Source organism: Streptomyces sp. NPDC029526 (assembly GCF_040637405.1).
Classification (GTDB): domain Bacteria; phylum Actinomycetota; class Actinomycetes; order Streptomycetales; family Streptomycetaceae; genus Streptomyces.
In genome coordinates this window covers 1,183,481-1,197,517 of record NZ_JBEZWE010000001.1, presented here as the reverse complement: position 1 = coordinate 1,197,517, position 14,037 = coordinate 1,183,481, and the positions used below count along the sequence as shown (strand labels likewise).

Sequence of the window (14,037 nt, the reverse complement as noted above, 5' to 3'; positions counted from 1 at the left end):
GACGGTCCGTCGTGGGCTCGTCCCCCAGCGTGAGGCCGGTGCTGACATGGACGTCTCCCTTCTCGGTGGACCGGGGCCGCAGCGCGGGGTCGGGGTCGTGGCCCCCTTCGACTTCGCCCTGGACCGGGAGCTGTGGCGCTGGGTCCCCGACGAGGTGTCCCTGCACCTGACCCGCACGCCCTACGTGCCGGTCGAGGTGAGCCTGGACCTCGCCCGCCTCATCAGCGAGCACGAGACCCTCGGCAACGCGGTGCGCACCCTCACCGCCGTCGCCCCCGAGGTCGTCACCTACGCCTGCACCTCCGGCAGCTTCGTCGGCGGCGTGATGGGCGAACGCGCCATGTGCGAGGCCATGAGCCGCACCGGCCGGGTCCCGGCGATCACCACCTCGGGCGCCCTGCTGGAGGCGCTGGTGGAACTCGACGTGCGCCGGGTCGCGCTGGTGACCCCCTACACCGTGTCGGTGACCCGGGCGCTGGAACGGTACGTCGGCCAGGCGGGCGTCGCGGTCACCGGCTGCGCCTTCATGGGCCTGACCCGGCACATCTGGACGGTCACCTACCGCGAGGTGGTCGACATGGCCCGGCAGGCGGCGGTGCGCGGGCCCCTCGGCCCGGCCGACGCGCTGTTCCTGTCCTGCACCAACCTGCCGACCTACGACGTCATCCCGCAGCTCGAAGCCGAACTGCGCATCCCGGTCATCTCGGCCAACCAGGTGACCATGTGGGCGGCGTTGCGCCGATTGGGTACCCGGGCGGTGGGACCGTATCAGGCGCTGATCGACGTGTCGGCGCGCTCCGGGCCCGTACTGCCGGACCAGGCGTCCGGCCCCGTACTGCCGGACGTGCCGGAGAAGAAACAGCAGGAAGGCTGGACATGACCGCACTGGGATTCCTCTACCCGGGACACTCCGCCGAGGACGACTACCCGCGCATGGAGCAGTTGCTGGGCAGCGACGTACGGGTGGACCTGGTGCACACCGACATCGGTGAGGACGCGCACCGGGTCGACGCCCTGCGCGAGATGGGCTCCCCGGAGCGGCTCGCGGCGGGGGTGGAGCACCTGCGGCTCACCGGCGCGGACGCCGTGGTGTGGGCCTGCACCAGCGGCAGCTTCGTGCACGGCTGGGACGGGGCCCAGCAGCAGGTGCGCTCCCTGGCCCTGGCCGCCGGCATGCCCGCCTCCTCGACCTCCTTCGCCTTCGTGCACGCGGTCCGCGAGATGGGGGCCCGGCGCGTGGCCGTCGGGGCGACCTACCCGGACGACGTGGCCGGACTGTTCGCCGACTTCCTGCGCACCGGCGGCATCGAGGTCACCGGCGTGCGCAGCTCCGGCATCGTCACGGCGGCGGAGGTCGGCACCTGGGAGGAGACGGAGGTGCTCGCCCTGGCCCGCGCCGCCGACCACCCCGACGCGGAACTTCTGCTGCTCCCGGACACCGCCCTGCACACGGCCGCCCACATCCCGGCCCTGGAGAAGGAGCTGGGCAAGCCGGTCCTCACCGCCAACCAGGTCACCGTCTGGGAGGGCCTGCGCCTGGCCGACCGCCGGGTCAACGCCCCGTCCCTGGGCGCCCTGTTCACCCGGGAGCCGATCGTCCAGGCGTGAAGGGACGGCTCATCCGCGCGTCAGGGGACGGCTCATCCGGGCGTGAGGGGACAGCTCGTCCGGGCGTGAGAGCGGTCGGGCGTGCGTGCGGCCGGGGGTGCCGATGCCGCCGGGGCGGGGCGGGCGGCCGGGGGCTGCGGGGAACGGGAGGGAGCGGGGCTTCGGTTCTCAGGTGCTCGGCGCCGCCGGGCCGGTCGCCGTGGCGGTCGCCGTAGTGGGCGTTCCGGCCTCGACGTAGTCGGCCACGTCCGCCTCGACACCGGCCCGTGCCAGGAAGTCGGCCGGACTGAACCCGGCGGCCCGGTGCGACGCCTCGACCACCGGCCGGGCCGCCGCCAGGTCGTCGGCGGAACGCCACCGGACCAGGGTGACCACGTTGAACCGGCCGGGCCCGGACCGCTGCTCCAGCAGCACGTCGTCCAGGAAGCCCGGCTGCTCCCGCAGCAGCGCGTGTGTGCGGCGGACCTGGCGCCAGAACTCCTCGCGGGCGGCGTCGGGCACCGCGAACTTGTCCACGCGGTAGACGGTCGTCATCGGGAACCTCCGGGGTGGGTGTCGGTGTCGGTGTCGGGCGGGGCGAGCGCACGGAACGGAACGGGGCGGGTGGGGCGAGGGCCCGTGCGGAGGCCAGTGCGGAGGTCCGTGCGATCGGCTCGGACCGTCGCTGCGGAACCGGTCACGACGCTAGGAGCTCAAGCCCGCTTGAGGTCAAGCACGGGCCGGCCGCCGGCCGCCCCCACGCGTCGGCCGGCCCGACAGTCGGTCACGGAGGCCCGGCGGCGGCCACCCCGGGGCCCAGGCGCCCGCGGCCCCCGCGCACCCGGGAATAACCGGGGACAGTCCCCTGTTCTGCCCTGAAGGCACCGCACCGCATGCGCGCGCCCTTCCGGCGCAGCCGCGCAGCGGTACCACTACCGCCGGGTACCTGCCGGGACCCGGCGAACCGAACGGCCGAGCACTCAGGAGGCACCCCACCGTGGCCGCAGACGACACCGCAGCCGACGAGATCCGCGGCACGGCGCGGGGGAGCGCCCCCGTCCCCCTGTCCGTCCTGGACCTGGTCACCGTGGGCGCCGGGAGCACCGCCACCGACGCCCTGCGCACCAGTGTCGAGCTGGCCCGGCTCGCGGAGTCCCGCGGTTTCCACCGCCACTGGGTCGCCGAGCACCACTCCATGCCGGGGGTGGCGTCCTCCTCCCCGGCCGTGATCCTGGCCCACCTCGCCGCCCACACCACCCGCATCCGCCTCGGCTCGGGCGGCGTGATGCTGCCCAACCACGCGCCGCTCGTCATCGCCGAGCAGTTCGGCACGCTGGAGGCCATGGCGCCGGGACGGATCGACCTCGGCCTCGGCCGGGCCCCCGGCACGGACGGCGCCACCGCCGCCGCCCTGCGCCGCACCGACCGGCTCCACGAGGGCGCCGACGAGTTCCCCCAGCAGCTCGCCGAGCTGACCCGGTTCCTGGACGACGACTTCCCCGACGGCCACCCCTACCGCCGCATCCACGCCGTGCCCGGCCCGGTGCAGGCCACCTCGCCCGGCGGGGTGCAGTCCCCGCACCGGCCGCCGATCTGGCTGCTCGGTTCGTCCGGCTTCAGCGCCCGGCTGGCCGGCATGCTGGGTCTGCCCTTCGCCTTTGCCCACCACTTCTCCGCGCAGAACACGATCCCGGCGCTGGACCTGTACCGCGAGTCCTTCCGCCCCAGCGAGGTGCTCGACGCGCCCTACGCGCTCATCGGCGTCTCCGCGCTCGCGACCGAGGACGAGAAGGAGGCCCGCCGGCAGGTGCTGGCCGCCGCGCTCAACATGGTGCGGCTGCGCACCGGCCGCCCCGGACTCGTCCCCACCCCGGAGGAGGCCGAGGCGTACCCCTTCAGCCCGACGGAGCGGGACTTCGTCGACTCCTGGAACGCCAACGTCGTCTTCGGCACCCCGGACGAGGTCCGCGCCGGTCTCGACGACCTGCAGAAGCGCACCGGCGCCGACGAGCTGATGATCACCGCGAACGCGCACGGCAGGGAGGTGCGCCTGCGCTCGTACGAACTCCTCGCCGACGCCTACGGGTTGCCCACCTCGCCGGCGTCCACGGGGTGACCGCGTCACCAGCGTCCACGGGTTGACCGCGTCACCGGCGTCTACGGTTTGACCGCGACGTCCGCCTGGACCCCGGGCGTGGCCAGCAGCTCGGAGATGCGGTCCGGGGACACCGGGCGCGAGTACAGCCAGCCCTGCCCGGTGTCGCACCCGATCCGTCGCAGCCGGGTCGCCTGCGCCGAGGTCTCCACGCACTCGGCGGTGACGGTCAGGCCCAGCCGGTGGGCGAGCTGCACCATCGCCTCGACGATGACCTCGTCCGCCGGGTTGGGCGGGGCGGCGGCCCGCTCCTCGTACTGGAAGCCCCGGACGAAGGAGCCGTCCAGCTTGAGCACCGACACCGGCAGCCTGCTGAGGTAGGCCAGGTTGGAGTAGCCGGTGCCGAAGTCGTCGATGGCGATCCGCACCCCCATGTCGCTGAGCGCCTTCAGCGCCTGCAGCGGGCGGCCCGAGGACCCCATCACCGCCGACTCGGTCAGCTCCAGTTGCAGCAGGTGCGGGGGCAGGCCCGTCTCGTCGAGGGTCTCGGCGACGTCGGCCACCAGGTCGGAGTCCCAGACCTGGCGGACCGCCACGTTCACGCTGACGAAGATCGGCGGGTCGTCGGGATGCTCCACCTGCCACCGGCGGGCCTGCTCGCAGGCGGTGCGCAGCACCCAGCGGCCGAGCGGCACGATCGAGCCGTCCTCCTCCGCCAGGTGGATGAACCGATTCGGCGTCAGCGTGCCGAACTGCGGGTGGTGCCAGCGGATCAGGGCCTCGACCCCGTGCACCCGGTCGTCCTCCATGCCGACGAGCGGCTGGTACTCCAGCGCGAACTCGCCCCGCTCGATGGCCGGGCGGAGGGTGGAGGCGAGGGCCTGCCGGGTCATGCGGTGGGCGTTGCGCTCCGGGTCGAAGAGGGTCCAGCGGGACTTGCCGTCGGCCTTCGCCCAGTACAGCGTCGTGTCGGCGGCCTGCATCAGCGCGGTCGGAGTGGTGCCGGCGGCGTGCCGCTCGACCACCCCGATGGACGCGGAGACCGACAGCCGCCGCCCGCCGAGGTCGAAGGGCTCCTGGACCGAGGCGAGCACCGACTCGGCCAGTTCGGCGAGCTGTTCGGTGCCGGTGGAGTCCTCCACCAGGACGGCGAACTCGTCGCCGCCGAGCCGCGCCACCAGCGGGGTGGCCGTCCTCGTGCGGCCCGCCTCCTCGGCGCAGCGCGTGAGGCGTTCGGCGACGGCGGTCAGCAGCCGGTCGCCGATGCGGTGGCCGAGGGTGTCGTTGACGGCCTTGAAGCCGTCCAGGTCCAGGTAGCACAGGCCGATCCGGCCGCTGCCGCCGCGTGCGGAGGAGTCCTCCTCCAGGGCGGCCGTCAGCCGTTCGAAGAACAGGGTGCGGTTGGGCAGCCGGGTCACCGGGTCGTGCATCTCCAGGTGGCGCAGCCGCTCCTGCAGTTCGCGGCGGGCGCTGATGTCGGCGACGGCCAGCAGCACGCCGTCGGCGCCGTCCTCGCCGGGGGGCAGCCGGGTCACGGTCACCTGCACCCACAGGGCCCCGGCTGTCGGGTGCTTGAGCCGGCGGGCGCAGCTCAGCTCCGGTCGGCGCCCGCGCAGGACCTCGAGGTAGGCGTGCCAGGTATGGGCGTCGGAGGAGAGGTCCACCAGATCGGCGGCGACCGCGCCGGTCAGTGCGTCCGGGGTGCTGTCCAGCAGGGCGGCGAGGGTCGGGTTGACGCCGGTCACCGTGCCCTCGCGGTCCACCACCGCCATCGCCAGCGGCGCGGCGGTGAAGACCGAGCGGTAGGACGGCACGGAGGGGGGCGGGGAGGAGCGCGTGAACGACGGGGGCGACGGCCGGCCGGTGGGGGAGACCGAGGGGGCGGGGGCCGTACCGGAGGGGGCGGGGGCCCGGTCGGCGGCGGCTGCGGTCGTGGGGGAGGGGCCGGTACGGGTGGACGCCACGATCTCACTCTCCGTGACGCCCGGTCGGTCCAGACCCACTGCGGACGCCGGTCCTTCGGAGGTTCCGCTCACCGCTCGCTCCCGCCGTGCACTCGATTGCCGTTCGTGCAGGAAACTCTCAGGAAGTCTCAGAAAGTGTGCCGATCATAGAGCTCGGCACCACACCCTTCCAGCCGGTGTTCAGTCTCGGGCATGGTCCGCATCTCTGCCAGATCGTTTCTGCTCGCAGGTGGCGGCCTTGCGGGGCCCATCGACCGGTTGTGACGTTCCGTGAACACGCCGGGGGTGTCGCTCGGGCGCGCACAGCGGCGCTCGCTCACCCGTCCGGTGCAGCCGAACAGGGCGTAGTACGACAAACCCCCACAGGCTGGGTGCGGTGTCCCGTGAACCGTCTTCCGGAGGTCTCCCGTGCCGCGTCGGCTCCCGCTGCGAGGACTCGGTCGGCAGGCCCTCCGGGCGGTGGGCCGATCGGGGGTACGGCCCCGACTGCGCAGCACGGCCGCGGTGTTCACCACCATGTCGGCCCTCGCCGCGACCTCGACCCTCTCCGCCCCCTCGGCGGCCGAGCCCTTCTCCCCGGCGGCCTGCGCGCTGACCCGCACCGACGCCCACCACTCCGAGGGCCTGGACACCTGGAACGCGGCCTACCCCCGCCCCACCCGCCGGCTGGACGCGGTGATGGTGTTCCTGTCCTTCCCGGACTCCCACCCCCTGACCACGCCCGCCGACCTCACCGCCGACCACTTCCCGGCCACCACCGACTTCTTCGAGCGGTCCTCCTACGGCAGGTTCACGCTCCGCCCGCACGCCCTGAAGCACTGGATCCGGATGCCGAAGCCGTCCACCGCGTACGCCGTGCAGCGCGACTGGACCCTCGCTCACCGGGCCGCCTACCTGCGGGACGCGCTCGCCGCGGCCGACCCCGAGGTCGACTTCTCGCAGTACGACATCGTGTACCTCGTCGCCGATCCGGACGCGCCCGGCGTGGACTCCGACGCCACCAAGGTCGTCAACCTGGACACCCCGCTGCGCGCCGACGGCACCGACATCCGGCGCGTCGTCACCGTGTTCGAGAACCACCCCCCGGACCGGCTGGTCCTCGCCCACGAGACGGGGCACGTCTTCGACCTGCCCGACCTCTACAACCGCCCCGTCGACGGCAAGGGCGACTGGGACACCTACGTGGGCGACTGGGACCTGATGGGCAGCCAGTTCGCGCTCGCGCCGGACCTGTTCGGCTGGCACAAGTGGAAGCTGGGCTGGCTGGAGCCCCGGCAGGTGCGGTGCGTACGGGGCACGGAGCCGGTGCGGCTGACCCTGGAGCCGCTGGGCGCGGGCCCGGGCGTACAGGCGGCGGGAGCGGGCGGCGCCCCGGCCTTCGGGCTGGGCCGCGGCACCAAGCTGGCGGTCGTGCGCACCGGGCCCGACAGCGTCCTCGCCTTCGAGGTGCGCGACCGGCTGGGCAACGACGCGGCGGCCTGCCGGCCGGGGGTGCTGGTCTACCGGGTGCGCAGCGCCACCCGCTCGGGCGGCGGCCCCGTCGAGGTGATCGACGCCCACCCGCACACCGAGGCCTGCGCGGCCGAATCGGTGTACCCGCCCCTCGCGGACGCCCCGGTCGCCGTCGGCGAGAGCTTCACGGTGCCGGGGGAGAACGTCCGGGTGGAGGTCGAGGGGCGGACCGCGTCGGGGGCGTGGACGGTCCGCATCACCCTGGCGACACCTCCGCGGAAGACCTGACCGGAGGCACCCGCGGAGGGGCGCCGCGCCGGGCGGGGGGTGGAGGCCGCTGACGGGCATATGGAAAGGCCCCCCGCTTTCGCGAGGGGCCTTTCCATGTCGTGCGCCGCCAGGGACTCGAACCCCGGACCCGCTGATTAAGAGTCAGCTGCTCTAACCAACTGAGCTAGCGGCGCCTGCTGACGTCGTAGACATTAGCATCCTGATCGGCGGGAGGAAAAATCGATATCCGCACGGCCGCACGGGCCGCCCGGACGGCCGCCCAGAGCAGCACCTCCGGCCCCGGCAACCAGGGATGACGCGTGTCGGGGGCCACCAGCCAGCGCGCCCCGTGACCGCCCTGCGCGGCGGCCCCCACGGCGGGCGGAACGGTCACCGCGTCCCCCGTCCCGTGGCACAGCAGCGGCGGCACCGCGCCCGCCCGGCCCGCCTGGCGGGCGCCCCGGGCGGAGGTGCCGGGTGCCCGGGACGCGCCGGAGGCCCCGGCCATGTCGCGGACCGGCGTGGCGCAGGCGTCCGCACGGCCGGTGCCGAGGGCGTGATCCGGCCCGGGGGTGCCCCACTCCTCCCACTCCAGCAGCGCGGGCAGCCGCTGGGCGGTGCCGGGCGCGGCGAACAGCTGGATCCGGCCCCGGTACTGCGCGACCGGCCCCGACCCCGGTCCCTCGTCCCACATCCGGTCCAGCATCCGGCGGCCGAACAGGGCGGGCGCGCTCACCACGTCGAAGACGGCACCGCAGGGCAGAACCAGGGGGGCCTCCGGGCGCTCCTCCCACAGGGCGAGCGTGCTGCGCGGATACGCCCCCGCCGAGGCGAGCCAGGCGGCACCGTCCGGGGTGATACCGCTGACGTCGGAGACCTTGCGTGTCCTGCTCATGGACACCAGGTCTACCCGCCGTGAGGGAACGGTTCTCCAGAGTTGCCGGAAACGGGGACAGGGCGCCGGGTGGCGGGGTATCTTGCCCACCTGGCATATGCCACGCCTGTTCGACCCGGTCCGGTCGGCTCGGACCGCACCGACTCCGGTCGGCTCGGACTGGCTCGTGCCGACCTTCGTCCTCCCGGTGCGGCTCGCGGCGCGCCGCCTCCCCCTGGGCCGGTGGCGTCCGGCGTGCCGCATCGGTCGCGTCACAGGGTGTCGACGGCCCCCGGGCCCTCCCCGGCGCGCAGCAGGTCACGGCCGAACTCGACCATCTTCTTCGCGTAGTCCTCGGTCCACTGGGCGCGCTCCGCGATGTCGGCCGTCGTCAGCCGGTCGAAGCGCCGGGGGTCGGCCAGCTGGGCGGCCGCCAGCGCCTGGAACTCCACCGCCCGGTCCGCCGCCGCCCGGAAGGCCAGCGTCAGCTCCGTCGCGCGCTCCAGCAGGGCGCGCGGGTCGTCGATCGACTCCAGGTCGAAGAAGTGCTCCGGATCGGCGGCCGACGCCGCCGGCTCGAACAGCAGGGGCGCGGGGCGTAGCCGCGGTGGGTCCTGACGCGGCCTGGGCTCCGCCATGTGCGTCTCCTTCTCGTACGTCGTCGCAGTCGTTCTCCCCGCGAGCGGGGACACCCCTGGGCAAGCGGGCCACCGTCCATTGTCCCGCGCCGCCGCAAGGGGGCGTCGGGGCCAACGGCTCGCCCCGACGTTCACCCCCGCCACCCCACCCGGTGTTCCCGCAGGTGCGCCAGGACCGCGTGGTTGGCCTCCCAGCCGTCGGGGAACTTCACCAGCGTTCCGAGCTGGACCGGTTCCGTGGACGGGTAGGCGTCCAGGAGGTCGTCGACGCCTTCGCGGCAGACGACGATGCAGGCGTGCCGGTGGCGGGAGGCGAGGACGCAGAGGCGGCCGGTCTCCAGGTGGAAGGCGGTGGCGTCGGGGCGGCCGGAGAGCGGGTGGAGGACGACGGTGACGTCGTACTCGCGACCCTGGAGGCGGTTGGCGGTGTCGACGACGACGTCCCGGACACCGAGGGCGGCGAGGGCGGAGCGGACCGCCGCCGCCTGGTCGCGGTGGGCGGTGCCGACGGCGATGCGGTCGGCGGTCAACGGGGCCGGGTCCGGGGAGCGTTCGGAGGTGGCCGCGCCCTCGCGGTCCAGGAGGCGGCGGACCACCTGGGCGACGGCGCGCACCGCCTCCGGGTCGGTGCGTGGGGTGTGGGCGGCCGGGAGTTCCAGCAGGCCCCAGCCGGAGGCGGCCGCCTCGTCGATCACCCGGTCCGGGCCCGAACCGTCGGACGGGACGGTGAAGGCGAGGGTGCGGTCGCCGTGGCCGGTGCCGGAGCGGAACGGGGTGTAGGGGTAGAAGGCGTCGGAGACCAGCGGGGCGGCGGAGGCGGGGAGGCGCCAGGAGACCGGGAGGCGGTGCTGGGGGAGGTCGGGGTTGTGCGCGAGGAGCGTGGTCACCGCCGACGCCGACGGGTCGTACGACAGGCCCGCCCACTGGTCGCCGCCCACGATGGAGAACGGGTCGAGCTGGCCGGGGTCGCCCACGAACAGCGCCCGTTCGAACAGGTTGGCCACGGCGAGCAGGGCGTCCGAGCGCATCTGGTACGCCTCGTCGACGATCGCGTGCCCCCACGGCTCGACGCCCTTGACGTGCGCCCACTTCGCGGCCGTGGAGATCACCACGTCCAGGCCGGCCAGGTCGGCCGCCTTCGCCGAGGTCCGTACGTTGTCCAGGGCGTCGAGGGCCTTGTCGTAGGGGTCGGTGTCGCTGCTGTGCAGGCGGCCGACCGGCAGGTCGGGGTCCTTCTCGGCGAGGCGGAGGACGAGGTCGTCGACCTGGGCGTTCGTCTGCGCGACCACCATCAGGGGGCGGCCGGCCGCGGCCAGCTCCAGCGCGGCCCGCACCACCAGGGTGGACTTGCCGGCGCCGGGCGGGGAGTCCACGACGACGCCGCGCGCGGTGCCGTGCAGGGTGTCGTGGAGGATCGCGTCGGTGGCGCGGGTGGCCTCCGCTCCGGGGTGGAACACCGTCTCCTCGGCGGGGGCGGTCACAGCACGTCCTCCTCGGTCACCGGGTCGGCGGGCTCCGGCGCCCGGTCCTGGCCGGGCGGCCCGCCGTGCGTCCAGGGCGTCTCCTCCGGGTCGGGCAGCGTGGCCCCGCCCCGCGGCTCGTGCTCGAACAGCGTGAAGCAGAGCCGGTCGCCCTTCTCCGGCACGGACCCCGGGGCGGGTTCCTTGCCCCGGCCCATCCGGTCCATGATCCGCAGCACCAGCAGCGCCCCGTCCTCCTCGGCCGCCACGAACTCCGCGGACTGCGGCTTGCCGTCCAGCGAGCGGTACACCCGGGCCCGCTCGGCGAGGTGCGGCCGGTCGTCGGTGCGGACGGTGACCAGGGGGCGCGGGCTCGGGCGCTTGCTCTCGCTGTACGCCATCACCACGTCCGTGACCTCGCCGGCGAACGCCTCCCCGGACAGCCGGCGGGCCGCCATCTCCAGCGGGTCGTCCAGGGCCTCCTGCGCCTGGAGCCGGGCCTGTTCGCGCTCGCGGGTGGCCAGCTTGTTGGCGGCGGTGACGGCGTCGTCGCGGCGGGGCTGGGGCGGCTCGCCGGCCGCCACGCGGTCCCGGTGCCCGGTGAAGGACCACCGGTCGCGCGTCCAGCGCTCCTCGACGTGGGCGCCCTCGGGCAGCGTCCGCAGCAGGTCCAGGCCCCGCCACACCGCGTCCCAGGTGGGGCGCGTGCGGCTTTCGACCAGGTCGCGGATGCGCTGCTCGGCCGCCGTCAGGTCGCCGAGGCGGCCGTCGGCCTCCAGGCCGTCCTGGGCCGCCGCCAGGGCGGTGCGGGCGCGGTCGTAGCGTTCGATGGCCGGGGCGAGCAGCTTGTTGTCGAAGGCCGGGTCGGTCGCCGGGCCGGCGGGCGGATGCAGCAGCTGCCCCCGGTCGTCGCGGGCCAGCTCCGCCTCCTCGGCGGCCTCGGCGCCCGAGCGGCCCCCGGGCGGGTCGATCCAGGCGAGCAGCGCCCCCAGGTGCTGGTCCTCCAGGGTGGACTGGCCGGTGGCCCAGTGCCGGGACAGCACGTCGGTCAGGGCGAGCAGCAGCGACGAGCCGGGGACCCGCGCCCGCTCCCCGAAGTGGGTCAGCCACCGCCCGAGCAGCGGCACGCGGGGCGGCGCCGGGAACGGCGCCTCCGGGTCCTGCTCCGCCGTGCGCCGGAACCGCGTGGAACGGCCCAGGAGGCGCACCAGATCGACACCGCCCCGGCTGGGCACGATCAGCTGCGGCGCGTCCGCGCACAGCTCCACCTCGACCTTGACCCGCTTGCCGGTCTCCGGGTCCGTCTCGGAACGCTCCGCGGCCTCCACCCCGTCCGCGTACGCGTCCACGTAGGGGAGCACCACGTCGGCGAGGTCGGCGAGGAACGCGAACCGCTGGTCCCGGTCGCGCGGCTGCGGCACCACCAGCAGTCGGGGCGCGTCCCGGTCGGTGCCGACGAGCGCGCCGAGCGGCGCCCCGGCCTCACCGGCGGTGGTGAGCGGCACGAACACCAGCGGACGGTCGGACAGGTGCCGGTGCCGGACGGTCGCGGCGGGCTGGGCGCGGCCGGTGCCCACGGCCTCCAGGCGGGCCAGGGTGGTGATCAGGGACACGGGGCGACCTCCGCCCGGGCCGCTTCCAGGGCCTCGGCCCGCAGGGCCGCCGCCCGGCGCAGCGCGGCCACCGCCGGGTCGTCGGCGTCGCCCGCCTCACCGCGGGCCGCGGCCAGCACGTCCTCCACGGTCGTCAGACCGCCCAGCTCCGCCCGCACCGGGCGGCCCAGGGAGGTGACCGCGCCGGCCTCGCGGGAACGGTCCCGGCAGTGGAACGCCAGCTCGCAGGAGGACAGGCACTCCGGCGCGTACGTCGCCGGGACCGCCTCCACGGCCGCGGTCAGCTCCTCGGCGGGCAGCTCCGGCGAGAAGCTGACGCCCTCGGGAAGCGCCGCGGCGATGTCCTCGACGCGGGTGAGCCGGGCCAGCTGGCGGGCGGTCACCGCGCGCTGCTTGCGCACGTCCACGGCGGAGGCGGTGGGCAGGTTGGAGAAGTCCTTCGGGCAGACCAGCAGGATCCGGTGCCGCACCCGGGGGGCCGGGTCGAGCCGCGCGGCGACCTCCTCCAGAGCCAGCACGTACACCGCGGCCTGCCGGGCCGCCGCGCCGACCTTCGCGGGGTCGGCGGCGCCGTCCAGCAGGGGGAACGACTTGATCTCCACGACCGTCCAGCTGCCGTCCGGGTGCACGATCACCGCGTCCGGCTCCAGGAAGGCGACCGACCCCGCGACGTCGAGGGCCAGCATCGGGTGGTCCAGCAGCGTCCAGGAACCGGGGGAGCCGGCGGCCTCGCGCAGCGCCAACTCAGTACGGGCCGTGCGGCCCGAGGGACCGGCCGCGGTCAGGTCGGGCACCAGGGCCCCGGTGGGCGGTTCGGCGGCGCGGTCCAGGTGCTCGTGCGCCAGGCGCAGCAGCTCCGTACCGCCGTCGCCCTTGACCTTGGCCTCGAAGGCGTTGCCCCGCACGAGCGCGAACTGGGACTGCCCGAAGGCCGACGGGGAGCCCAGGGCCCGGGCCAGCGCCGCCTTGTCCACCCCGGCGCCGTCGAGGATCGCGCGCCGGCCGCAGCCCGGGTTGGCGGCCAGGGCGGCCAGGGCGCGCGCGTCCAGCGCCTTCGGCGGCACCTGTGGGCCGCCGCGCAGCTCAGCGAGCCGGTGCCGGAGCGCCTTCCCCTGTGTCCGCGGGGGCGGCACTCGGTTCGGCTCCGGGCCCGTACCGCGGCTCGTGGTGCCGCTGCCGTGGAATTCGCTCACCCGCGGAAGTCTGGCATCCGTCACTGACATTCGCGGAACCGGCGGCGGAGACGGGGGCGGAACCGGAGGCCGCACCGGTGCGGGCGGCGACCGCTGCGGGCAGCGCCAGGCGCGGCAGGAGCCGGGCCTTGACCCGGTCCGCGTACCGCATCGCCGGGGCGGCCAGCAGCAGTCCGGCGCCCATCACGGCGGCGCCCGCGACGGCGTCCAGGAGGTAGTGGTTGGCGGTGCCCATCACCACGATGGTGGTGACCAGCGGATAGACGACGGCGAACGTCTTCGTGGTGCGCGTCCGGCCGTGCCGCCAGAGGATCACGCCGCACCACAGCGCCCAGCCCACGTGCAGGCTCGGCATCGCCGCGTACTGGTTCGTCATGCCGCCCAGGCCGCGCGGGGCGCTGGCCTCGCCGCCCCACCAGCCCCAGGAGCTGTAGTGGGCCATCGTGTCGACGAACCCGTGGCTCGCGTCGAGCAGCCGGGGCGGGCAGGTGGGCAGCAGGGTGAAGCCGATGAGGCCGATGAACGTGGACACCATCAGCCAGGTGCGGGCCGCCCGGTAGTGCACCGTGCGGGACCGGAACAGCCAGACCAGGACGGCCGGGGTGACCAGGTAGTGCAGGGAGGCGTACCAGAAGTCGGCGGGTATCCCCAGCCAGGGCTCCTCGGTGAACCAGCGGTTCAGCGGGCTCTCCGCGTTCAGGTACAGCGCCTTCTCGATGCGCAGGATGGCCAGGCCGTGGTCCACGGCGTCCGAGACGTCGCCCCGGACGACCAGGCGCCCCAGCGAGTAGCAGGCGTACACCAGGACGATCAGCGGCAGCTCGGTCCACCAGCGCAGCCGGGTCACCGGGGCCTCCTCCATGCCCGGTTTCTCGCTGTGCGGCATCCGCT

At 74.8% G+C, this 14,037-nt stretch carries 12 protein-coding genes and 1 tRNA gene; 4 read left to right on the top strand and 9 right to left on the bottom strand.

Going from position 1 to position 14,037, the window contains the following annotated elements; translation table 11 throughout:
- The first annotated feature begins 46 nt into the window (after nt 1-46).
- Both AB0F01_RS05370 and AB0F01_RS05365 read left to right on the top strand, forming a co-directional pair.
- The gene (locus tag AB0F01_RS05370) at nt 47-880 is read left to right on the top strand and encodes an aspartate/glutamate racemase family protein (RefSeq protein ID WP_362090091.1); all 834 of its coding nucleotides are present in this window, start codon (nt 47-49) and stop codon (nt 878-880) included.
- A complete protein-coding gene (locus AB0F01_RS05365; RefSeq protein WP_362090089.1) occupies nt 877-1,608 on the top strand; it encodes an aspartate/glutamate racemase family protein in 732 nt (243 codons plus the stop codon). The genes AB0F01_RS05370 and AB0F01_RS05365 overlap by 4 nt, the downstream gene beginning before the upstream one ends.
- A 168-nt stretch (nt 1,609-1,776) precedes the next feature.
- Here AB0F01_RS05365 and AB0F01_RS05360 read toward each other — a convergent pair whose 3' ends face one another.
- Entirely contained in the window at nt 1,777-2,142 is a 366-nt protein-coding gene (locus tag AB0F01_RS05360) for an antibiotic biosynthesis monooxygenase (protein WP_362090087.1), read from the bottom strand.
- A 442-nt stretch (nt 2,143-2,584) separates the two neighbouring features.
- Between AB0F01_RS05360 and AB0F01_RS05355 the strand changes: the two genes are divergently transcribed.
- On the top strand, nt 2,585-3,703 hold the full coding sequence (locus tag AB0F01_RS05355) for an LLM class flavin-dependent oxidoreductase (protein ID WP_362090085.1): 1,119 nt from the start codon (nt 2,585-2,587) through the stop codon (nt 3,701-3,703).
- Nucleotides 3,704-3,744: 41 nt separating this feature from the next.
- On the opposite strand, the gene AB0F01_RS05350 is transcribed toward AB0F01_RS05355, so the two are convergent.
- Nucleotides 3,745-5,718 (bottom strand): EAL domain-containing protein, encoded by a 1,974-nt coding sequence (locus tag AB0F01_RS05350; RefSeq protein WP_362090083.1) that lies wholly within the window; start codon nt 5,716-5,718, stop codon nt 3,745-3,747.
- Nucleotides 5,719-6,054: 336 nt separating this feature from the next.
- Between AB0F01_RS05350 and AB0F01_RS05345 the strand changes: the two genes are divergently transcribed.
- Complete coding sequence (locus AB0F01_RS05345) at nt 6,055-7,386, top strand: M6 family metalloprotease domain-containing protein (RefSeq protein ID WP_362090081.1); 1,332 nt, start codon at nt 6,055-6,057, stop codon at nt 7,384-7,386.
- A 102-nt stretch (nt 7,387-7,488) separates the two neighbouring features.
- Here the strand turns inward: AB0F01_RS05345 and AB0F01_RS05340 are convergent.
- The 7 genes from AB0F01_RS05340 to AB0F01_RS05310 all read right to left on the bottom strand — a co-directional run bounded on the left by AB0F01_RS05340 (nt 7,489) and on the right by AB0F01_RS05310 (nt 14,032).
- Nucleotides 7,489-7,562, bottom strand: a tRNA-Lys gene (locus AB0F01_RS05340).
- Nucleotides 7,553-8,263, bottom strand: coding sequence for a hypothetical protein (locus AB0F01_RS05335; protein WP_362090079.1), 711 nt, complete (start codon nt 8,261-8,263; stop codon nt 7,553-7,555). Before AB0F01_RS05335 ends, AB0F01_RS05340 begins: the two co-directional genes overlap by 10 nt.
- A 251-nt stretch (nt 8,264-8,514) precedes the next feature.
- Entirely contained in the window at nt 8,515-8,880 is a 366-nt protein-coding gene (locus tag AB0F01_RS05330) for a hypothetical protein (protein ID WP_362090078.1), read from the bottom strand.
- A gap of 131 nt (nt 8,881-9,011) precedes the next feature.
- Nucleotides 9,012-10,361 (bottom strand): AAA family ATPase, encoded by a 1,350-nt coding sequence (locus AB0F01_RS05325; RefSeq protein WP_362090076.1) that lies wholly within the window; start codon nt 10,359-10,361, stop codon nt 9,012-9,014.
- The gene (locus tag AB0F01_RS05320) at nt 10,358-11,953 is read right to left on the bottom strand and encodes a hypothetical protein (protein WP_362090074.1); all 1,596 of its coding nucleotides are present in this window, start codon (nt 11,951-11,953) and stop codon (nt 10,358-10,360) included. The genes AB0F01_RS05325 and AB0F01_RS05320 overlap by 4 nt, the downstream gene beginning before the upstream one ends.
- Nucleotides 11,944-13,086 (bottom strand): hypothetical protein, encoded by a 1,143-nt coding sequence (locus AB0F01_RS05315; RefSeq protein WP_362090252.1) that lies wholly within the window; start codon nt 13,084-13,086, stop codon nt 11,944-11,946. The genes AB0F01_RS05320 and AB0F01_RS05315 overlap by 10 nt, the downstream gene beginning before the upstream one ends.
- Nucleotides 13,037-14,032 (bottom strand): phosphatase PAP2 family protein, encoded by a 996-nt coding sequence (locus AB0F01_RS05310; protein WP_362090072.1) that lies wholly within the window; start codon nt 14,030-14,032, stop codon nt 13,037-13,039. The genes AB0F01_RS05315 and AB0F01_RS05310 overlap by 50 nt, the downstream gene beginning before the upstream one ends.
- Nucleotides 14,033-14,037: the final 5 nt, after the last annotated feature.

Excerpts from the sequence above, each read along its gene's own strand:
- AB0F01_RS05370 (WP_362090091.1), top strand. The coding sequence starts at position 47 with ATGGACGTCTCCCTTCTCGGTGGACCGGGGCCGCAGCGCGGGGTCGGG.
- AB0F01_RS05365 (WP_362090089.1), top strand. The coding sequence starts at position 877 with ATGACCGCACTGGGATTCCTCTACCCGGGACACTCCGCCGAGGACGAC.
- AB0F01_RS05360 (WP_362090087.1), bottom strand. The coding sequence starts at position 2,142 with ATGACGACCGTCTACCGCGTGGACAAGTTCGCGGTGCCCGACGCCGCC.
- AB0F01_RS05335 (WP_362090079.1), bottom strand. The coding sequence starts at position 8,263 with ATGAGCAGGACACGCAAGGTCTCCGACGTCAGCGGTATCACCCCGGAC.
- AB0F01_RS05330 (WP_362090078.1), bottom strand. The coding sequence starts at position 8,880 with ATGGCGGAGCCCAGGCCGCGTCAGGACCCACCGCGGCTACGCCCCGCG.
- AB0F01_RS05310 (WP_362090072.1), bottom strand. The coding sequence starts at position 14,032 with ATGCCGCACAGCGAGAAACCGGGCATGGAGGAGGCCCCGGTGACCCGG.